Genomic DNA, 20,610 nt, shown 5'->3' with positions numbered 1-20,610 from the left:
GGCGTTTTCAATCATCGACTTGTGTTAAATCCCTTCAGCCGTTAACGCCGCCGCAACCGCCGGACGCGCTTTCATACGCTCCATAAATGCGTCGATGTTATCCAGACCGGCCAGATCCAGCTTCACGGCATTAGCCCAGCGCAGCACAGTGAACAGATACGCATCTGCCACGCTAAAGCGCAGGCCCATCAGCCACTGTTTATCATTGAGCTCTTCGTCGACATATTTGAATTTCTTCTCGAGAGCAGCACGCGCGATGGTTTTGTATTCGTCAGGCGTGGCTGGATTGAACAGCGGAGAGAAACCTTTGTGTAGCTCAGTTGCGATGTAGTTGAGCCACTCAAGCGTGTGGTAGCGCGTCATGCTACCTGCTGGCGCGAGTAACTGGCGGTCCGGAACTTTATCTGCCAGATACTGCACAATCGCTACACCTTCAGTCAACAGCGAGCCGTCATCAAGCAGCAGCGCCGGGACTTGTCCTTTGGCATTGATCTCAAGGTAGTCGTCACCCGCTTCGGTTTTCTTCGCCGCTAAATCGACTTTAACCAGGGAGAAATCAACGCCAGTTTCACGCAGGATGATATGAGGGGAGAGGGAACAGGCACCAGCTTTATAATACAGTTTCATTACTGAACTCCTATGGGGCGCTAAGATAGCCTATGTTAGTGCGCAAACGGGCAAAAAAAAAGCCGTTAGCGAAAAGCTAACGGCTGAAAATATCATGTTTCCCGCTACATTACGCGGTAGCTGATTCCTTTACGGTTTCAGCTTCGTTGTCACTCTGCTGAGCCATGCGGTTCAGCTTCGGTGCGGTAAGCATCATCAGAATCGCGATAACAGCGGTAGCAATACCAATCTGCATGAATACGTGACCATACACAGCCAGTGATTGCAGTGGATCGGTTACGTTTTCTGGAACAGCCATCAGGTTTGCAACTTTACCTGCGATGATTGCTGCACCCGCGGTAGTCAGGAACCAGCTACCCATGATGAAGCCCATCAGACGCTGTGGAACCAACTGTGCAACCATTGCCAGACCCAGACCGGAAATCATCAGCTCACCGATACTCTGCAGCGCATAGCTCAGAATCAACCAGCTAACAGACACGATACCTGCATCAGATGCGAACTTCGCGCCCAGTGGCAGCACCAGGAAGGCCAGTGAACACAGAATCATACCGAACGCAAATTTGTGCGGCATTGGCATGCGGTCGCCCATCTTGTTGTAGATAGCAGCCAGAATCGGGCTACCAATCATGATCCAGAATGGGTTCAGTGCCTGGAACTGCTCAGGTTCGAACATCACACCCAGAATGGAGTGCTCAACGTTACGAATCGCAAAGAAGTTCAGAGAGGTTGGCATTTGGCTATACAGCACGAAGAACACAATTGCTTCAACCATCAGAATGAAGGCAACAATCATCTTACGACGAGCAGCACCCTGCATGGCGAAAGCTTCTTTAGCAAAGACAACCACGATGCCCAGAGCCACTACGCCCAGAACCATACGCGCGATGCCCTGGTTGTGCAGCAGCCAGGTTGCCGCAGTCACCAGTACCAGAACACCCACAATAGTGGTGGCCAGTTTGCCGAAATGCACAGGCTGGAAGTCAGGTTTGGAACCGTGGTTTTTGACCCACTTCTTACAGAACATGAAGTTCACGAGAGTGATCAGCATACCCACGAAGCTCAGGGAGAACGCAACGCTCCAGCCATACTTCGCTGCAAGCCAAGGAGTGGCCAACATAGAGAAGAATGAACCGATGTTGATGGACATGTAGTACATAGTAAATGCACCGTCCAGACGTGGGTCATCCTTGTCATAGCAAGTAGAAAGCAGGGAGGATGGGTTAGCCTTAAACAGACCGTTACCCACAGCGATAGTCGCCATACCCATATACACAATAGCAACGTCGTGACCGGAGTAAGCTACCAGCGCATAACCGATAGCCAGTACGATAGTACCGAGCACAATGACACGCTTGGTGCCGAGAACTTTATCGCCCAACCAACCACCGATAGCCACCATTCCGTAGACCAGTGCGCTGAAGGATGAGAACAGGGTGATGGAGTCAGCTTCGGACATACCCAGCATTTTGACCAGGTAAACGGCCATAATACCTTGCAGACCGTAGTAGCCAAAACGCTCCCACAATTCGATAGAGAAAATCAGGTAGAACGATTTAGGTTGTTTGAAAGCATTCAGACTAATGCTTTCTGCTGGTTTTTTGTTTGCAGTCGACACATATACCTCTTTTTTTACATCCCAATTTAACAGGAATTTTCTAAGCGTCATGCCAGTCCGGCATTCGCTTTTTTAGTTATAAGAAAGGGGAAACGGCGGGTAATGTTCACTATCCTGCGGTTTCAGGCAATAGGTTTGTAATACTCTGTTACATATATCCGGGGCGGGATAAAGCTCCGCAAAGCAAATTGTTATTCAGCGTTAAATTTTATCAAAATGCGCTTTACCAATTTATTCTCTGCTGGAACATCAAAAACAGATCGTTTTAGTTATATATTCTGCTTTATGGTCGAATGTGTAGTGATATGGGCGGGGTGTAAAGATTTGTCCAGCCTATTGTCCTGCCTGAATTGATTAATCACTGCGTTATGCGAGGTTATTTGTTTCATTTTGATGACCAAAATTTAACACTGTGTTATCAGTGTGATCTGTGTCACATAGTTATGGAAAATTCTTATCGTAAAAAAACGATTAACCTGTTGGGGTGATTATTCGCCACATGATTTAACCGAAACGTTAATGATTCGCAGAATAAATCAATGGATTAAGCGGTGCTTTCAGGTGTGGATGTGCGGAGTAGGGGTGTAACCTGCCGTTTAAACAGCAGGTTGAAGGCGCTTAAATATCGACTTTCTCTTTGTATTCACAAAGATCTTCAATGATACATGAGCCACAGCGCGGTTTGCGGGCGATACAGGTATAACGGCCATGTAGAATCAGCCAGTGGTGGCAATCAACTTTAAATTCTGCAGGAACCACTTTCAGTAGCTTTTCTTCCACCTGCTCAACGTTTTTACCGGGCGCAAAGTGAGTGCGGTTGCAGACGCGGAAGATATGCGTATCTACCGCGATGGTTGGCCAGCCAAAGGCAGTGTTGAGCACCACGTTTGCCGTTTTGCGACCCACGCCCGGCAAAGCTTCAAGGGCTGCTCTGTCTTCCGGCACTTCGCCATTATGCAACTCAATCAACATGCGGCAGGTCTTGATGACGTTTTCCGCTTTGCTGTTAAACAGGCCGATGGTTTTGATATATGACTTTATGCCATCAACACCCAGCTCCAGCATCGCCTGCGGCGTATTTGCTATCGGGTAGAGTTTAGCCGTGGCTTTATTAACGCTGACATCGGTTGCCTGTGCTGACAGCAGTACTGCTATCAGCAATTCAAACGGGGAGCTGAATTGTAGCTCAGTCGTAGGATGAGGGTTGTTGTCACGCAGGCGCGTGAGGATCTCAAGCCGCTTGGTCTTATTCATTACGCTTTCCCTGGATTGCCTTCCGTGACTACCGCTCTCGCGGCCCGGCGCGCTTTCATTTTCTCATCAATAAGATACTTAACCGCCAGCATTAAACCCAGGCCAATAAAGGCACCCGGTGGCAACATCGCCAACAGGAAAGGGGTGTCGGTGTGAAACACTTCGATGCGTAACACTTTGGCCCAACTGCCCAGCAGTGCATCAGCACCATCAAACAACGTGCCGTTACCGATGATCTCGCGTAGCGAGCCTAAAACAAACATCGCACTGGTGGCACCCATACCAATGGCCAGGCCATCAAGTGCGGCGAGCGGAACTGTGCTTTTGGCGGCAAAGGCTTCGGCGCGGCCAATGACGATACAGTTGGTCACAATCAACGGAATGAAAATCCCCAGAGACTGGTACAAACCGTAGGCGTAAGCGTTGATAAGCATCTGTACTGTGCTCACCACCGAGGCAATGATCATGACATAAATCGGAATACGTATTTCCGCAGGCACCCAGCGGCGCAATGCGGAAACGGCGCTATTGGTCAGCACCAATACCAGCGTGGTGGCAAGTCCAAGCCCCAATGCGTTTGTTGCTGTGGAGGTTACCGCCAGCAGTGGGCACAGGCCCAGCAACTGCACTAGCGCGGAGTTATTTTTCCATAGCCCCTGAACGACAATATCTTTTACTTCGCTCATGGTTGTGCTCCACAAACAGGCAAATTATCAATTTGCGATGGTAATGTTTTAGCGAAAAGTCCCGCACGTTTTACCGCATTGACCACCGCTCGCGGCGTAATCGTCGCCCCGGTAAACTGATCGAACTGACCGCCGTCTTTCTTCACCGCCCAGCTTGTGTCATCACTGCCTTGAATGGTTTTACCTGCAAAATGGGTAATCCAGTCGCTTAGGCGGGTTTCGATTTTGTCACCGAGTCCTGGAGTTTCATGGTGTTCCGTGACGCGAGAACCCAGAATCTTGCCGTTAAAATCTGCGGCGACGAGTAACTGGATAGCACCAGAATAACCGTCAGGTGCCGTGGCTTCCATTACCACTGCAATGGGCTGCTGGCCTTTGCGCGCAACGTAAATATGGCGTGCACCTTTACCCAGCTGTGGCTCATTGATAACGAAACAACTGCCCTGGATATTATTGTCGTAGCTATCCGGCGAGATAACCTGATCGAACAATAGCTTCTGTTGAGCAACCGCTTGTTGTTCGATGGTGCCTTTTGTTAGCGCGTTAACAACCGCAGTCAACCCGGTTGCCAGTGAGGCAAACAGCGCCAGGGTTACGCCATGTTTTTGCATTGTTTTCAGCATGACATTTCCTTAACGATGCCCGTAAGCACGAGGGCGGGTGTAATAATCAATCAGCGGCACGGTGATGTTTGCCAGCAAAACGGCAAATGCGACACCATCAGGGTAACCACCGAATGTGCGAATCAACCAGACCAGTAATCCGGCCAGAGCACCGAAAATCAAGCGCCCACGATTGGTGGTCGACGCGGTGACCGGGTCGGTGAGAATGAAAAACGCACCCAGCATGGTTGCGCCAGAGAACAAGTGAATCAGCGGGGATGCACATTTTTCCGGGGCAAACATCCAACCAAGTGTTGAACACACGGCTAACGCCAGCAGGAAACTGACCGGAATATGCCAGCGAATAGCGCCTTTGATTAACATAAACAGGCCGCCTGCCAGGAAGGCGAGGTTAACCCATTGCCAGCCGATACCCGCCAGAACACCATTGTAAATTGGCGCTTGCAGCAGATCGGATGCGGAATGTCCGGCACGCATACCGGTTTTAAACGTGTCCAGCGGCGTCGCCTGGCTTATGCCATCAATACCCATACGCAGTTGCGTCATGGAATCACCGGTAACGGTTGTTCCCGAGAAAATGACATGCAGTGAGTCGGCAAAGCCGGGTACGGTGGCAGCAAGTGATTGCGGAGGTAACCAGGAGGTCATCTGAACTGGGAAGGCAATCAGCAACACCACGTAGCCGACCATCGCCGGGTTAAAAGGGTTATGGCCCAATCCGCCGTATAATTGTTTGGCGATAATGACCGCAAAAACAGTACCGAGGATCACCATCCACCATGGGGCAAACGGTGGAATACTCATCCCTAATAGCAAGCCGGTTAATGCAGCAGAATTATCACTCAGAATGCGCAGCGGCTGTTTGCGTAAGGTGAGAACCAGCAGTTCTGCGGCCACCGCCGCAAATATACCCAATGCGATTTGCACCAGACTGCCCCAGCCGAACCAGTACCACAGCATTGCCATTCCCGGCAAAGTGGCATAAGTCACCAGCAGCATAATCCGTGATGTGCTGCGCTGGTTATGGGTATAAGGGGAGCTTGCTATCTTAAAAACCATTTATTCCTCTGATGCCATTTGTAGCGCTGCTTTTCGCGCCTGTACACGGGCGATGGCTGCAGCAACGGCGGCTTTACGCGGGTCTTGTTCTTCAGTGTTTTCTTCACCAGGTGCCTGGTCAGCAAGTGCTGCTTTACGAGCTTTAGCACGAGCAATCGCGGCCTCGACAGCGGCTTTGCGCGGGTCGACCGCTTCAGCAGGTGCTGTTTCTGCAACGGGCTGGGTGTCACCTGCTTGTGCCGCTTTACGTGCTTTAGCACGGGCAATCGCGGCTTCGACAGCGGCTTTGCGCGGGTCAACCGCTTCAGCTGGTGTTGTTTCTACAACGGGCTGGGTATCACCCGCTTGTGCCGCTTTACGAGCTTTAGCGCGAGCAATCGCGGCTTCGACAGCGGCTTTGCGCGGGTCTGCCGCCGCCGTTTCCGTCGTGGTTTCTTGTGACTCTTTCTGTGCCTGGCGCGCACGAGCCTGGGCTTTACGGGCTTCACGCGCAGCAATCACTTGCTGGTTATCTGGCAAGCTACCGGCCTGAATCACAATCGGCTCACTACCTTGTGCATTCTTACTTTTCACACGGGCGAGAGCGGCCTGAATCGCATCATTATCTTTAGCAGTGGGCTGCACCGCAGCCTGCTTATGTTTTTCCAGTCGCGCAGCTTTTTCGCGTTCAAGACGTGCCTGACGAGCCTCGAAGCGCACTTTCGCTTCAGCGGTACGTTTGGCTTCCAGCTCAATTTCACGAATCTGTGCTTTTTCCTGACGGAAATATTGCACCAGTGGAATACTGCTCGGGCAGACGTAGGCACAAGCTCCGCATTCGATACAGTCTTTCAGGTTATGAGCCTGCGCTTTATCATGCTGCTGCCCACGGCTGAACCAGTAAAGCTGCTGCGGCAAGAGATCTGCCGGGCAAGAGTCAGCACAGGCGCTACAACGAATACAACCTTGTTCTTCTTGCTGTTCACCCATTTCACTGGCGGATGGCGCAAGCAAACAGTTGGTGATTTTGACTACCGGAACATCCAGCCACGGCAGGCTAAAGCCCATCAATGGGCCTCCCATTATCACTTGCTGATCGTGCCCTGAGCGGAACCCGGCAAAATCCAGAAGATGGCTCACGGGCGAGCCTAAACGTGCCCAGACGTTTCCCGGTTGCTGAACCGCACCGCCGGTTAAGGTCACGACACGTTCGGTTAAGGGTTCACCGTCCATAATGGCGCGTTTCACTGCAAACGCCGTTCCGACGTTTTGCATTAATACGCCGATATCGGAAGAACGCCCGCCTTGCGGAACCTGCTTGCCAGTCAGAATTTGCGTCAACTGCTTGGCACCACCGGACGGGTATTTGGTCGGGATCACCCGCAGTTCAATACCCTGTGTATTGCAAAGTACTGCCCGCAGCATTGAAATCGCCTGCGGCTTATTATCTTCGATACCGATTAAGACGCGCTTCGGTTGCAGAATATGCGCAAGGATCCGCACGCCATCGATGATTTGCGCGGCGCAGTCCTGCATCAGACGGTCATCGGCAGTGATATAGGGTTCACACTCGGCCGCATTGATAATCAGCGTGTCGATTTTATCGCCACCGCCTTGTAACTTATTCCCTGTCGGGAAGCCTGCGCCACCCAGACCTGCAACACCGAACTGGTGAATACGGGTAATCAATTCATCGCGGCTACGGGAGGTATAGTCCTGCCAGCCATCGCGTTCAATCCACTTATCTTCGCCATCGGCGTCAATAATCACGCTCAATTCTGCCAGTGCAGAAGGGTGGGCCGTGGAGTGGGGGGCAATGGCGGTCACGGTGCCGGAAGTTGGCGCATGAACGGGCAGCATGCGACCACGCCCACGGGTCAAGGGCTGACCGCGCAGCACATAATCGCCGGGTTTAACGCACAGCTCGCCTTCAGCACCGATGTGCTGCTTCAACGGAATAACCAGTTGTTTTGGCAATGGAACCTGGCGTAAAGGCGTGCCATTTGACTGAGTTTTCATTTCCGGTGGGTGAATGCCACCGTCGAAATCCCAAATTTTATCTTTATTGAAACGGGTAAAGAACTTAAGCATGTTGCTCCACCGGAATGATACGAACCGGGATGGTTTGTAGGTCCCACTTCCAGCTTTCTGTGGTGGTTTCGACCGGGCGCAAATCAATACAGCGCGTAGGGCACGGGTCGACACATAAATTGCATCCGGTGCAAAGATCACTAATGACAGTATGCATCGCACGGGTTGCACCAACGATGGCGTCTACCGGGCATGCCTGAATACATTTCGTGCAGCCAATACAGTTGGCTTCATCAATCACCGCCAGCATGCGCACAGGTTCCTGCGCGTGCTCATCGCCTTCAATAGGCTGCGGGTCGACGTTAAGTAAGGTGGCAATTTTATGCATGACAGCTTCGCCGCCTGGGGCACACAGATTGATTTTCGCCCCCTGGTTCCCAACTGCTTCTGCATATGGGCGACAGCCAGGGTAGCCGCATTGCCCGCACTGGCTTTGCGGCAGCAGCTCATCGAGTTTATCGACAATCGGGTCTTCTTCGACGCGAAAGCGTCGTGAGGCATAACCGAGGATCAACCCGAATACCAGACCTAACAAGCCCAGCGAAATCACTGCAATCCAAATCGTACTCATCAGAACTTCACCAGACCGCTAAAGCCCATAAATGCCAGGGACATCAAACCTGCGGTGATAAGTGCGATAGCATTGCCGCGAAAGGGTGCCGGTACATCGGCTACAGCCAGACGCTCGCGGATTGCGGCAAATAGCACCATCACCAAGGAAAAACCTACGGCGGCTGAAAAACCATAAAGTGCTGATTGCAGGAAGTTATGACCTAAGTTGATGTTCAGCAAGGCAACACCAAGCACCGCGCAGTTAGTGGTAATGAGCGGTAAAAAAATACCCAGCAGGCGATAGAGTGCCGGGCTGGTTTTGCGTACCACCATTTCGGTAAATTGCACCACAACGGCAATCACCAGGATAAACGCCAGCGTGCGTAAATAGACCAGGTCGAGCGGAATAAGGATCAGCTCATTGACCAGCCACGCGCAAATAGATGCCAGAGTCAGTACAAAAGTGGTGGCAAGCCCCATGCCGATGGCAGTTTCCAGTTTTTTGGAAACTCCCATAAACGGACACAGGCCAAGAAACTTCACTAATACGAAGTTATTGACCAGCACCGTACCAACAAAGAGCAGTAAATAATCTGTCATGAATAAGACCTGAAACAAAAAAAGCCACCTATTATCGGCTAATAAGCCGATAACGACAACGGAGTGATCATAGGGTTATTACGGCTGAATAAAAGTGTGCTTCACACGCTTTGAGCGCTTCAGATAAGGGACCAACAAGGCGGTTGCCAACAAAGGAAACATCAGTTGACGCAACGCCAGGTCGTCACTGACCGGGGAAAACGCGAAGGTTTTAACCGCAAGCAACACTGATAACAATAACCATAGAATATAATGACGTACCACATTCTTACGGCGTTTGAAGAAGGCGATAGTCAACCACACGGTATAACCCCACATGGCAATGGCACATGCGATTGAGGTGTACCAAAGCAGCACCATTTTGGGGCCTTGAGCGCTCATAAGTCGATGGCTTTCTGGGGAGATGAGCATCATAAGATAAATGGCAAGAGCGATACTGCTGCTGAGTAACGTCATCAGCAGCCATGCGAGAGGGGCAAGAAGCCAGCCTGCAATGCGTGGAGCTCGCGCGGATACTTGCGTCGTCGTCATGTTACCTCCCGGGAAGAATAAGACATTCCTTATGCGAATCATAAGGCGGGAGGATTATAAGGTTTTTTCAGCGCTTTGCTACCGCTGCGACACTATACCACATAGCGCCAGACGGATTTAGGCACGCAACCTAAATCAAAAAGACGCCCACCCGAGACTAACTCCGCACGGCGGTGATCGGCTGCCCGATACATATTCATCAGATCGTTATTATCGGTCAGGGTGTAATTAAGGTGATCAAACAGTTTTTCAAGGCTGTCAGATGAGCTGATTTTACGAAACTTCATTAAATAATCGAGAGCCGTCATGAGAGGTAGTTATCCATGCAGTTAAAGGTTTTTTTGCGAATCACGCGTTATTTTCTGGATAAATAATAAACGGAATTTTGCCTTTATTTATTAACAAACCTGGCTGAAATGAGTTTTTAGGAATTTTCATCAATTAATCATCATTAATGCCGGTTTTCGTCAGCGGCAAGACAGACGGTCGCCTGGCGAGTATGCAACTAACTCGCAACAATATAATTACCTGTTGTTACGATCGGCAGGATAGTATCCAATAGGTTGTCCAAAATTATGAGGAAAACAAATGAGTGATAACATTCGTGTCGGGCTAATCGGTTACGGTTATGCCAGCAAGACCTTTCATGCTCCTTTAATCGTGGGTACGCCGGGAATGGTGCTGGCTGGCGTTTCCAGCAGTGATGCCACGAAAGTTCATGCTGACTGGCCAAATATGCCAGTGGTCTCTGATCCTCATCATCTATTCAATGACCCCAATATCGATCTGATTGTTATCCCAACCCCCAATGATACTCACTTCCCGCTGGCTAAAGCCGCACTGGAAGCGGGTAAACACGTGGTTGTCGATAAACCTTTTACCGTGACACTGTCACAGGCGCGTGAACTGGATGCACTGGCGAAAAGCTGCGGTCTGCTGCTTTCGGTGTTCCACAACCGCCGTTGGGACAGTGATTTCTTAACGCTCAAAGCATTGCTGGCAGACGGCACGCTCGGCGAAGTGGCCTATTTCGAATCGCATTTTGACCGTTACCGCCCGCAGGTTCGCAACCGCTGGCGTGAACAGGCTGGAGTTGGCAGTGGCATTTGGTTCGATTTAGGCCCACATCTTATCGATCAGGCGCTGAATTTGTTTGGCTTGCCCGTTAGCCTGACCGTTGATTTAGGCCAGCTGCGCCCTGGCGCACAAGCCACCGACTATTTCCACGCGGTACTGGCATATCCGCAACGTCGCGTCGTTTTGCACGGCACGTTGCTGGCAGCGGCAGAAACCGCACGCTATATCGTGCATGGTGCGCGGGGTAGCTACATCAAATATGGCCTTGATCCGCAGGAAGACCGCCTGAAAGCGGGTGAGCGTTTACCGCAGGAAGACTGGGGCTACGATATGCGTGATGGCGTATTGACCCTGGCGCAGGGCGATATCATGGCTGAGCAAACACTGCTGACGGTTCCGGGGAACTATCCGGCGTATTATGCGGCGATTCGTGACGCTTTGACCGGACATGGCGAAAACCCTGTTCCGGCGGCGCAGGCGATTCAAGTCATGGAAATGATTGAATTGGGTATGGAATCTGCAAAACACCGTGCAACGTTGAATCTGGCGTAACAGGGATTTGTAGGGTGGATTAGCGTAAGCGACATCCACCACATTGATTACTGCGCAGTCGGTTTTAAAATAGTGCCACTACTTTTGTGTTCGGCCAGATACTGATGCTGGAAAATACACATTCGAATAGTGTTGCGGTACTCGCCATTAATAAAGAATTCATGGATTAATTCACCTTCCACCATAAAGCCCAGCTTCTTATAGATATGCACGGCTTTTTCATTTTCTTTATCAACAATCAAATACAGCTTGTACAGGTTCAACACCATAAAACCGTAATCCATGGCGAGTTTAGCGGCGCGAGTCGCCAGCCCTTTGCCCTGATAATCCGGTGAGATAATTATCTGAAATTCAGCGCGACGGTGGACATGGTTAATTTCGACCAGTTCGACCAGTCCGGCTTTCTCGCCATTACACTCGATAACAAAACGGCGCTCACTTTGATCATGAATATGTTTGTCATACAGATCTGAAAGCTCGACAAACGCCTCATAGGGTTCTTCAAACCAGTAGCGCATCACGCTTGCGTTGTTGTCCAGTTGATGGACGAAGCGGAGATCTTCGCGTTCTAGCGGGCGAAGTTTGATTTGTAGAGGGTGAGTCATGTGAGTTCCTTTCAAAGTGAATAAGACTTCCGAAGAAGCCTTATCAGTAACTACGCAGTTTACGGTGCGACAGTCCGGCCAGTCCGACGGTCAAGGCAGCGTAAAGTATTGGGTTCCCAATAGGCATTAACGTTGGCACTTTGCTGGCAGTTATCGCGGGCATCAAAAGCAGTATCGGCTTTGTCCCACTCTTTTTCAGTTCGTTTGTTCACTTTCTGGCGTAAAGAGCGGGTGTCGTTCCATTGCTCTTTGTCCATCGCCGCATCCTGGCGAGTCTGCGCATTATCACCCGATTCAACAATCAGTTTGTTTGTTTGCGCATTCGCTGGTTGAACAAACGCAAAAGCACTCAGCAACAGCGCCAATGGCAGTGTCGCCATAGACAGACGTTTGCGAAGGATTGTGTTCATTGCAGTTTCCTTTTAGGGTGGAGCACCATTTGTTAAAATAACTATACCATGATGAGGGACGTCCTTAAGACGGCCCCTTGATTGACCCCATTATCCCAGACAACGTTCAATATGATCAAAACAACCTTACTTTTTTTTGCTACCGCCCTTGCTGAAATCATCGGCTGCTTCTTGCCCTGGCTTTGGCTAAAGCGCGACGGTTCGCCGCTGTTGCTGGTTCCAGCCGCATTTTCCCTGGCATTGTTTGTCTGGTTGCTCACGCTGCACCCGGCAGCAAGCGGGCGGGTCTATGCCGCTTACGGCGGCGTCTATGTCGTCACTGCGTTGTTGTGGCTACGGTTCGTCGACGGCGTAAAATTAAGTGCATATGACTGGGTTGGCGCAGCCGTTGCTTTCTGCGGCATGCTAATTATCGTGGCAGGCTGGGGCAGAGCCTGATTCATTCATCATTTCATTACGCGTTTTATCAAATCCCGCGTGCAACACATTGCAAAATTCACAAAATAATTGTGACTCCTGCCGTCAAAATACAATAAACATACTTGTATGGTAGTTGTATCACATGTAATTTCGGCCCCTATAGAAAGCCGCATGGCTAATTTGCTGTCAGGGAGTCCGAATGAAGATTGTAAAAGCAGAAGTATTTGTCACCTGTCCAGGGCGCAACTTTGTAACGCTAAAAATCACCACTGATGACGGGCTCACGGGCCTTGGGGATGCCACTTTAAATGGCCGTGAACTCTCCGTCGCATCGTATCTAAAAGATCACGTTTGCCCGCAGTTAATTGGCCGTGATGCACATCGCATTGAAGATATCTGGCAGTTTTTCTACAAAGGGGCTTACTGGCGTCGTGGGCCGGTAACCATGTCTGCCATTTCAGCAGTCGACGTGGCGCTGTGGGATATCAAAGCCAAAGCCGCAGGCATGCCGTTATATCAGTTGCTCGGTGGGGCATCGCGTGAAGGCGTCATGGTCTATTGCCACACCACCGGGCATTCCATTGATGATGTGCTGGAAGATTACGCCCGCCATAAAGAAATGGGCTTCAAAGCAATACGCGTGCAGTGTGGCGTTCCGGGTATGAAAACCACCTACGGCATGGCAAAGGGAAAAGGCCAGGCATACGAACCTGCGACTAAAGGCGACTGGCCAGAAGAGCAGTTGTGGTCCACCGAAAAGTACCTTGATTTCACGCCAAAGTTGTTTGAAGCCGTGCGTAACAAATTTGGTTTTGACGAGCACTTGCTGCATGACATGCACCACCGCCTGACGCCCATCGAGGCTGCGCGCTTTGGTAAAAGCATTGAAGATTACCGACTGTTCTGGATGGAAGACCCGACTCCAGCTGAAAACCAGGAGTGCTTCCGTCTGATTCGCCAGCATACGGTTACGCCGATTGCGGTGGGTGAAGTGTTCAACAGTATCTGGGACTGCAAACAGCTTATCGAAGAGCAGCTCATCGATTATATCCGCACCACGATTACCCATGCCGGTGGCATTACTGGTATGCGCCGAATTGCTGATTTCGCCTCGCTCTACCAGGTGCGTACCGGTTCACACGGGCCATCTGACCTTTCACCTGTCTGCATGGCCGCCGCACTGCACTTTGATTTATGGGTGCCGAATTTTGGTGTGCAGGAATACATGGGTTATTCCGAGCAAATGCTCGAGGTCTTCCCGCACAACTGGACGTTTGATAACGGATATATGCACCCAGGCGATAAGCCCGGAATTGGCATTGAGTTCGATGAAAAACTGGCCGCGAAATATCCCTATGAGCCTGCTTATTTGCCGGTAGCTCGCCTCGAAGACGGCACCTTGTGGAACTGGTAATACATTAAAAAACAATTTCATCAGTCATACATTTAATAATAATGATGGAGATGCATCATGACCTTTATTAATGATCATTTTATGATTAATAATGAACAGGGCCGCAAGTTATATTGTGAAGTGGCAAAATCGTTACCGATTATTGACTACCATTGCCATCTTAACGCGAAAGAAATTTATGAAAACAAGTCTTTTGAAAATATCAATCACCTCTGGTTATCTGGCGATCATTATAAATGGAGGGCAATGCGCGCCAATGGTATAAGTGAAGAGAAAATTACGGGGAGTGCCACGCATGAAGAAAAATTTCATGCGTGGGCAGAAACAGTTGAATTAAGCATTGGGAATCCACTTTATCATTGGACTCATCTTGAATTACAGTATTATTTTGGGATTGAAGAAGTTCTTGGTTCCCATAACTGGCGGAAAGTAATGAATATCTGCAATGAGTCATTGTTGCAGAAAGAGTTTACGCCCCGATCACTAATCTCTCGCTCAAATGTGGAAGTGATATGCACGACAGATTCTCCACTCGACTCATTAGAGTATCACCAATTATTACAACAAGATTCTAATTTTACTACGAAAGTGTTACCTACATTCCGGCCTGATGAAATCTTTGATGAAGACGCTCAATCTTTCACGGCTTTTATAGATAAACTCTCTGAATTGACCAGCGTTGAGGTTAAAAGCCTTTTTGATTTTAATCTCGCAATTGGCAAGCGAATTGATTTTTTCCATGAAGTAGGGTGCAGGATATCAGATCACGGACCCATTGAAATAACGTATCAGGCGGCAACGGAACAAGAATTAGAAGTGATATTTATTAAAAATCTAAATGGGGAGCAAACCAGCAAGGCTGAGCAAAATATATTGAATAGTGCAATTTTTCTCATGCTTGCGCGCCATTACAAAGCACGCAACTGGGCTATGCAACTTCATTTTGGTGCGATTCGTAATAATAATTCAGTAATGAAAAGCAAACTGGGTATTAATGTCGGTTTTGATTCTATTAGTGACCAGTGCAATTTAGCCTCGGGCCTTAATGGGTTACTGGATGCCATGGCAAAAATTGGCGCGTTACCAAAAACAATCGTTTATAACCTCAATGCCAGCTACAACGACATTGTTGCCACGACAATTGCTAATTTCCAGTCGGGCGAAGCAGGAGTCAAATCACCGATACAGTTCGGTTCTGGTTGGTGGTTTAACGACACCCGAAGGGGGATGGAGAATCAATTAATTTGTCTTGCAGAACAAGGGCTGTTGGCCAATTTTATCGGCATGTTAACGGACTCCCGCAGTTTCATTTCCTACACGCGGCATGATTATTTCCGGCGCATACTTTGCAATATTATTGGAAAGTGGGTTGCGGATGGGGATATACCAGATAACAAAGAATTACTTTCCACAATAATAACTAACATTTGCCATGAAAATGCCAGCAAGTATTTTGGATTTTAATATCCATTAACTGTGAGGATAGAACATGTCTCGTACCAATAAAAAAATTACCATCCCTGTCAGTATCGGCTACGGCATAACAGATATTATGGGTGGAGGTGCCTTTACTGTTATTGGCGCTTGGTTATTATTTTTCTACACGACTTTTGTCGGCTTATCTCCCGTTGAGGCAGCATCGATAGTTGCATTTGCAAGAATTATTGATGCTATTGTTAGTTTATTTATGGGCAGCTTTACCGATCACTTCTACAAGCATTATTTGGGCAAGAAGTTCGGTCGCCGTCGTTTCTTTCTGCTTATTGGTGCTCCATTGATGCTCGTGTATTCTTTGCTGTGGGTAGATGGCATGGGATACTGGTTCTATCTGGCGGTGTATCTTGCCTTTGAAGTTATTGCTGCAATGGTTTTGATACCATGGGAAACATTACCGTCAGAAATGACGAAGGATTTTAACTCGCGCACAAAATTATCAACCTGTCGGATGTTTTTTTCTGCATCAGGAACGTTTCTCGCAACCTTTATTCCGGGGCTACTGATTAGTCACTTTGGTGAGGGTAACGCCAATGCTTACTTAATAAATGGCGTGGTCTTTGCTGTACTGTTCACCGTTTGTGTTTCTATTTCATGGAAGGTGACCTGGGAACGAGAACTCACGCCAGAAATGTTAGCTGAACTTGAGCGTCCCACGGGGGCAACAACATTCACGGCCAAAATTAGTGCGATTATTAAATTATTTAAAGAATACGCCTCAACATTTAAAGTCAGGGCCTTTAGAAAGCACCTTGCAATATATCTACTCTCGTTCACGGCCAAGGATATCTATAACACGGTATTTGTCTTCTTTTGTGTCTATTGCTTGAATGTGTCTTCCTCTTTAGCGGGCACATTACTTTCAATGAGTATTGTTGGTTTACCTGTGACTCTCATCGCCGGATTGGCAATCATTAAGTATGGTCCTTCACGGCTTTATGTCTTTGCTTATAGTGTGATGCTGTTGTGCCTTGCCGGACTATTTGTAGTTTATCAGTTCCCTTCGGAGTACAAAATTGCACTGTTAGTCGTCCTTGCGGCGGTCTATCAGGTTGGACGTTGTGTGCTGGAGTTTACGCCGTGGAATGTGTTCCCGTTTATTCCGGACATTGATGAAATGATCACTCGCCAGCGTCGTGAAGGTTTGTTTGCAGCAGTGATGACGTTCTCTCGCAAAACAACCGTCGCAATTGCCACTTTTTGTGTCGGCGTGTTGTTGCAGGTCGGTGGCTTTGTTAAAGGCAGTCTGGTTCAACCCGATAGCGCAGTAAATACCATTGCGATCATGTTGTTTGCGGGCACGGCTGGGTTACTGGTGCTGGCTTTATGGCAGGCACTGACTTTCCGCCTGAATAAACGTACTCATCGGATTTTTGTCGACGAAGTTGAGCGCCTGAAGAACCATGGGGCGAAGAAAGATGTATCGCCAGAAACTCGCGCAATTGTTGAGGATTTAACCGGGTATCGTTACGAAAACTTATGGCGTGATAAAGACACTCATAAAGAGGCAATTCTGGGTGCAGTGCCTTATGCCAACCGTAAGGGGTAAGCATAAGTTGGCGTGATAGGTAAATTATGTGAGTTGTTATACAACTTTGTTTTTCGTGTCATACCAAACGTACAAAAGTTTAATGCAAATCAATATGCAGACTACCATGTCAGGTAGTCTGTAGCTGTCCCCAAGTCACTACACAGCGAGTTTCAAAATGGAAAACAAGCTCTTATCTGCAAAAGCTATTCTCCCAACATATGACCGTAACAAACTGGTATCACGCATCGTTCACCTTGGTTTCGGCGCGTTCCACCGTGCACATCAGGCGGTATTCACCGATATCCTGGCCAACGAACAGGGTAGCGACTGGGGTTACTGCGAAGTCAACTTGATTGGCGGAGAGCAGCAAATTGCTGATTTGAAACAGCAAGACAACCTTTATAGCGTGGCAGAAATGTCTGCTGACGCATGGCATTGCCGCGTTGTGGGTGTGGTAAAAAATGCCATTCACGCGCAGGTTGATGGCCTGGAAGCGGTATTCACCGCCATGACTCAGCCTGAAGTTGCCATTGTTTCTTTAACAGTGACTGAAAAAGGTTACTGTCATGCTCCGGCAACCGGCACTATTTTGCTGGATCACCCGTTAATTGCGCACGATCTCGCCAACCCGCAGCAGCCTAAATCAGCGCCAGGTGTGATTGTTGAAGCACTGGCTCGCCGCAAAGCGGCAGGTCTGCCAGCATTTAGCGTCATGTCTTGCGACAACATGCCAGAAAACGGCCATGTAACCCGTAACGTTATCACCGCTTACGCACAGGCGATTGACTCAGAACTGGCTGCATGGATTGAAACTCACGTTACGTTCCCATCCACCATGGTTGACCGTATCGTTCCGGCTGCGACCGCAGAAACCCTTGAGCAAGTTGCAAAAGCGACCGGTGTCGTTGACCCAGTGGCTATCGCATGTGAACCGTTCCGTCAGTGGGTTATCGAAGATAACTTCGTTGCGGGTCGCCCTGAGTGGGAAAAAGCGGGTGCGGAACTGGTTAACGATGTTCTGCCGTATGAAGAGATGAAACTGCGCATGCTTAACGGCAGCCACTCATTCCTGGCCTACCTTGGCTATCTGGCGGGTTATCAGCACATTTCCGAATGCATGCAGGATGAGAACTATCGTCGTACCGCACACGCCTTAATGCTGCAGGAACAAGCGCCAACCCTGAAAGTGCAGGGCGTTGATCTGGCAAAATATGCTGATTCACTGATTGCGCGTTACACCAACCCGGCACTGCGCCACCGCACCTGGCAAATCGCTATGGATGGTAGCCAGAAACTGCCACAGCGTTGGTTAGACTCCATTCGCTGGCACCTGGCAAACGGTAGCCAGTTTACTCTGTTGGCGCTGGGCGTTGCAGGCTGGATGCGTTACGTCGGTGGCGTGGATGAGCAGGGCGAAGCAATCGAAGTGAGCGACCCGTTACTGGCTGAGATCCAACAAGCGGTAGCAGCCAGCCAGGAAGGTGAAGCTCGCGTTAAAGCACTGCTTGGGCTGAGCACTATCTTTGGTACAGACCTGCCAGCTAACGAAAAATTCGTTAAGCAAGTGACCGAGTCTTACCTGGCATTGCGTGAAAATGGCGCGAAAGCCACAGTTGCGAAGTTCTGAATTCTTAGCTGAATACTCGCCCGGTAACGGGCGAGTCATTACTCTTCACTAAACCAGTCGCGCTTCTCTTTACGAATCAATAATATTGACTGGCTTATCTCATGCAGATGGCGATGCATCGCCTCATCAACACCGTCTTCATCATGGCGTTTTAGCGCTTCAAAAATATCGTAATGCTGAGCCAACAACATCTCAGGCGGCGAGACATGATCAAGGCTCATATAACGCACCCGATCCATCGTCGCTTTAATATTCTCAACGGTATCCCACGCAAGACTGCAATCGGCAACCAGCGCCAGCTGTTGGTGAAACTCATCGTCTAACTGGAAGAAATCATCCAGCTGGTTACGGTCCATCGCCATGCGTTGTTGGTTGAGTAACTGCTCAAGCGCATACAGATGTTCATCTGTTGCCATACTGGCGGCCCGTTTTGCTACTGCGCGCTCGATTGCTTCACGAACAAAACAGCCATTCTTCACTTGGCTTACAGAAATCTTATTAACGTAAGTGCCACGCTGGGGGCGAATCTGCACCAGCCCGGTTTCCGCCAGTTTAATAAAGGCTTCACGCACAGGCTGGCGCGAAACTTCAAAACGTAACGAGACTTCTTTTTCAGAAAGCGGGGTACCAGGCGGAATGAGGCAACGAACAATATCACGGCGCAAAATGCGATAGATTTGTTGGTTAACAGGCTGGGTAGGATTAAGCAAAGTTGACGGTAGCATTCATTTTTTTCTTATCGTGAAAGAACCGGGCAAATTTAACATTTATTTGCCCGGCCGCCCATACCTGAAACCCTCCAGATATGGGCAAGGCGATTAACCTTCGCGGTGGACGCTAAGCCCCGCAAACGACTGGCTAACCGGCATCATTTCGAGGGTGTTGATATTGACGTGTTTTGGTAAGGTCGCAACCCACCAGACGGCTTCAGTCACATCTTCAGCGGTCAATGCATTGGCATTTTCGTAGGTTTTTTCGACTTTACCGTCATCGCCTTTGAAACGCACATTTGAAAACTCAGTGCCGCCCACTAAACCTGGCTCAATATCCGTCACACGGATAGCCGTTTTGTGCAGGTCTGCACGAAGGTTCAGGCTGAACTGGCGCACGAACGCTTTAGTTGCACCGTACACGTTACCGCCCGCATATGGCCAGCTTCCTGCGGTAGAACCGATGTTGATAATATGGCCGCGGTTACGCTCGACCATACCCGGCAACACGGCACGGGTCATATATACCAGGCCTTTGTTGTTGGTATCGATCATCGTTTCCCAGTCATCCGGGTCAGCTTTGTGCGCCGGTTCCATGCCCAGCGCGAGACCTGCGTTATTGACCAGAATGTCAATATTGCGCCACTCAGGAGGGAGCTGTTCCATCGCTTGTTCAATCGCCGCGCGGTTACGCACATCAAGTTGCAGCGTTATAACGCTATCACCCAGCTCATCTTTAAGCTCTTGCAGGCGTTCCTGACGACGGCCAGTGGCAATCACTTTATGGCCCTGTTGGACGAATCGACGCGTAATACTCTCACCAAATCCGGCAGTGGCGCCGGTTACCAGAATAATCATCTCACTGTTCCTCAACGCTTTTTGTGTCGTAATACCTTAGCACGCTAAGGCTGTTTGCGATAATTGAAGTTTAGTATGGCAGCACCCTGCGCATTACTGGTGCAGGCGGATTGTTGCGATGCAATATCGTGGTGCATCTTTCCCTTCGTTTTTTCATCTCCCGGCCAATGATACCAAAAAGCAACCGATTGCGATGCGTAGCAACCGTTTGCTAACTGAAAAGTTGCGCAAATGTTGCGCAGCGGTGAAAAATGTAATCTAAGCTGCTGTTATCAATGCGTTTAAATCTAAA

At 49.4% G+C, this 20,610-nt stretch carries 21 protein-coding genes; 6 read left to right on the top strand and 15 right to left on the bottom strand.

Annotated features, from left to right (window positions below):
• Positions 1-24: 24 nt before the first annotated feature.
• The 11 genes from gstA to ydgT all read right to left on the bottom strand — a co-directional run bounded on the left by gstA (position 25) and on the right by ydgT (position 9,928).
• Positions 25-627: a glutathione transferase GstA gene (gstA, locus tag M975_RS08810; RefSeq protein WP_064558847.1), complete on the bottom strand. Its 603-nt coding sequence runs from the start codon at positions 625-627 to the stop codon at positions 25-27.
• Positions 628-736: 109 nt separating this feature from the next.
• Positions 737-2,245, bottom strand: a complete 1,509-nt coding sequence (gene dtpA / locus M975_RS08805) for a dipeptide/tripeptide permease DtpA (RefSeq protein WP_064559186.1) — start codon at positions 2,243-2,245, stop codon at positions 737-739.
• Positions 2,246-2,863: 618 nt separating this feature from the next.
• Positions 2,864-3,499, bottom strand: coding sequence for an endonuclease III (gene nth, locus M975_RS08800; protein WP_064558846.1), 636 nt, complete (start codon positions 3,497-3,499; stop codon positions 2,864-2,866).
• Positions 3,499-4,185: an electron transport complex subunit E gene (locus M975_RS08795; protein ID WP_064558845.1), complete on the bottom strand. Its 687-nt coding sequence runs from the start codon at positions 4,183-4,185 to the stop codon at positions 3,499-3,501. The genes nth and M975_RS08795 overlap by 1 nt, the downstream gene beginning before the upstream one ends.
• Positions 4,182-4,808 (bottom strand): electron transport complex subunit RsxG, encoded by a 627-nt coding sequence (gene rsxG / locus M975_RS08790; RefSeq protein WP_064558844.1) that lies wholly within the window; start codon positions 4,806-4,808, stop codon positions 4,182-4,184. The genes M975_RS08795 and rsxG overlap by 4 nt, the downstream gene beginning before the upstream one ends.
• Before the next feature lie 9 nt (positions 4,809-4,817).
• Positions 4,818-5,867 carry an electron transport complex subunit RsxD gene (gene rsxD / locus M975_RS08785; protein WP_064558843.1) on the bottom strand — a complete coding sequence of 350 codons (1,050 nt, stop codon included), beginning with the start codon at positions 5,865-5,867 and terminating at the stop codon, positions 4,818-4,820.
• Positions 5,868-7,937 carry an electron transport complex subunit RsxC gene (gene rsxC / locus M975_RS08780; protein WP_064558842.1) on the bottom strand — a complete coding sequence of 690 codons (2,070 nt, stop codon included), beginning with the start codon at positions 7,935-7,937 and terminating at the stop codon, positions 5,868-5,870. It abuts the gene before it with no gap.
• Positions 7,930-8,508: an electron transport complex subunit RsxB gene (gene rsxB / locus M975_RS08775; protein ID WP_064558841.1), complete on the bottom strand. Its 579-nt coding sequence runs from the start codon at positions 8,506-8,508 to the stop codon at positions 7,930-7,932. Before rsxB ends, rsxC begins: the two co-directional genes overlap by 8 nt.
• Entirely contained in the window at positions 8,508-9,089 is a 582-nt protein-coding gene (rsxA, locus tag M975_RS08770; protein WP_034455395.1) for an electron transport complex subunit RsxA, read from the bottom strand. Before rsxA ends, rsxB begins: the two co-directional genes overlap by 1 nt.
• Before the next feature lie 78 nt (positions 9,090-9,167).
• Positions 9,168-9,620 (bottom strand): DUF2569 domain-containing protein, encoded by a 453-nt coding sequence (locus M975_RS08765; RefSeq protein WP_064558840.1) that lies wholly within the window; start codon positions 9,618-9,620, stop codon positions 9,168-9,170.
• Between the two features lie 92 nt (positions 9,621-9,712).
• On the bottom strand, positions 9,713-9,928 hold the full coding sequence (ydgT, locus tag M975_RS08760; protein WP_064558839.1) for a transcription modulator YdgT: 216 nt from the start codon (positions 9,926-9,928) through the stop codon (positions 9,713-9,715).
• Between the two features lie 280 nt (positions 9,929-10,208).
• Here ydgT and M975_RS08755 point away from each other — a divergent pair, with 280 nt between their 5' ends.
• The gene (locus M975_RS08755) at positions 10,209-11,249 is read left to right on the top strand and encodes an oxidoreductase (protein WP_064558838.1); all 1,041 of its coding nucleotides are present in this window, start codon (positions 10,209-10,211) and stop codon (positions 11,247-11,249) included.
• A gap of 47 nt (positions 11,250-11,296) precedes the next feature.
• Here the strand turns inward: M975_RS08755 and speG are convergent, their stop codons facing one another.
• Together speG and M975_RS08745 are read right to left on the bottom strand one after the other, a co-directional pair.
• Positions 11,297-11,854: a spermidine N1-acetyltransferase gene (speG, locus tag M975_RS08750; RefSeq protein ID WP_064558837.1), complete on the bottom strand. Its 558-nt coding sequence runs from the start codon at positions 11,852-11,854 to the stop codon at positions 11,297-11,299.
• A gap of 59 nt (positions 11,855-11,913) precedes the next feature.
• On the bottom strand, positions 11,914-12,264 hold the full coding sequence (locus tag M975_RS08745; protein WP_064558836.1) for a DUF1283 family protein: 351 nt from the start codon (positions 12,262-12,264) through the stop codon (positions 11,914-11,916).
• A 111-nt stretch (positions 12,265-12,375) separates the two neighbouring features.
• Here M975_RS08745 and M975_RS08740 point away from each other — a divergent pair, with 111 nt between their 5' ends.
• The 5 genes from M975_RS08740 to M975_RS08720 all read left to right on the top strand — a co-directional run bounded on the left by M975_RS08740 (position 12,376) and on the right by M975_RS08720 (position 18,750).
• Positions 12,376-12,702 (top strand): YnfA family protein, encoded by a 327-nt coding sequence (locus tag M975_RS08740; protein WP_064558835.1) that lies wholly within the window; start codon positions 12,376-12,378, stop codon positions 12,700-12,702.
• Between the two features lie 181 nt (positions 12,703-12,883).
• On the top strand, positions 12,884-14,098 hold the full coding sequence (gene rspA, locus M975_RS08735) for a starvation-sensing protein RspA (RefSeq protein WP_064558834.1): 1,215 nt from the start codon (positions 12,884-12,886) through the stop codon (positions 14,096-14,098).
• A gap of 57 nt (positions 14,099-14,155) precedes the next feature.
• Positions 14,156-15,562, top strand: coding sequence for a glucuronate isomerase (gene uxaC / locus M975_RS08730; RefSeq protein WP_064558833.1), 1,407 nt, complete (start codon positions 14,156-14,158; stop codon positions 15,560-15,562).
• A gap of 25 nt (positions 15,563-15,587) precedes the next feature.
• A complete protein-coding gene (locus M975_RS08725; RefSeq protein WP_064558832.1) occupies positions 15,588-17,141 on the top strand; it encodes an MFS transporter in 1,554 nt (517 codons plus the stop codon).
• Positions 17,142-17,298: 157 nt separating this feature from the next.
• Positions 17,299-18,750 (top strand): mannitol dehydrogenase family protein, encoded by a 1,452-nt coding sequence (locus tag M975_RS08720; protein WP_064558831.1) that lies wholly within the window; start codon positions 17,299-17,301, stop codon positions 18,748-18,750.
• A 38-nt stretch (positions 18,751-18,788) separates the two neighbouring features.
• Here M975_RS08720 and M975_RS08715 read toward each other — a convergent pair whose 3' ends face one another.
• Positions 18,789-19,475, bottom strand: coding sequence for a GntR family transcriptional regulator (locus M975_RS08715; protein WP_064558830.1), 687 nt, complete (start codon positions 19,473-19,475; stop codon positions 18,789-18,791).
• 93 nt (positions 19,476-19,568) lie between these two features.
• Entirely contained in the window at positions 19,569-20,318 is a 750-nt protein-coding gene (gene ydfG / locus M975_RS08710; RefSeq protein WP_064558829.1) for a bifunctional NADP-dependent 3-hydroxy acid dehydrogenase/3-hydroxypropionate dehydrogenase YdfG, read from the bottom strand.
• Positions 20,319-20,610 lie beyond the last annotated feature (292 nt).

This window comes from Buttiauxella brennerae ATCC 51605 (assembly GCF_001654925.1).
GTDB lineage: Bacteria > Pseudomonadota > Gammaproteobacteria > Enterobacterales > Enterobacteriaceae > Buttiauxella > Buttiauxella brennerae.
The sequence above is the reverse complement of the archived record's forward strand: the minus strand, read 5'-3'. Positions and strand labels throughout refer to the sequence as shown.